This window comes from Pseudomonas sp. QLc11A, from assembly GCF_052112305.1.
GTDB classification, from domain to species: Bacteria; Pseudomonadota; Gammaproteobacteria; order Pseudomonadales; family Pseudomonadaceae; genus Aquipseudomonas; species Aquipseudomonas laurylsulfatiphila.
Map to the genome: position 1 here is coordinate 1 of NZ_JAVAJJ010000057.1, position 381 is coordinate 381.

1 protein-coding gene is annotated in these 381 nt (G+C 61.4%); it reads right to left on the reverse strand.

Features of this window, described 5'->3' with window-relative positions:
- Positions 1–381, reverse strand: a 381-nt coding sequence (locus Q8X48_RS29865; protein WP_407802816.1) for an aldehyde dehydrogenase family protein, incomplete at both ends; no start/stop codon positions are given.

The window sequence follows — 381 nt, forward strand, 5'->3', positions numbered from 1 at the left end:
CGGCTTTCTCGATGAAGGACGGTTCGGCCTTCATGATGTCTTCGAAGAAGATGTTCGGCGACTTGCCACCCAGCTCCACGGTGGACGGAATGATGTTTTCGGCGGCGCATTTCATGATGTGCGAGCCAACCGGGGTCGAGCCGGTGAAGGCGATCTTGGCGATGCGTTTGCTGGTGGCCAGGGCTTCGCCGGCTTCTTTGCCGAAGCCTTGCACGATGTTCAGCACGCCCGGTGGCAGCAGGTCGCCGATCAGTTCGACCAGCACGGTGATGCCCAGCGGGGTTTGCTCGGCGGGCTTGAGTACCACGCAGTTACCGGCAGCCAGGGCTGGAGCGAGTTTCCACGCGGCCATCAGGATCGGGAAGTTCCACGGGATGATCT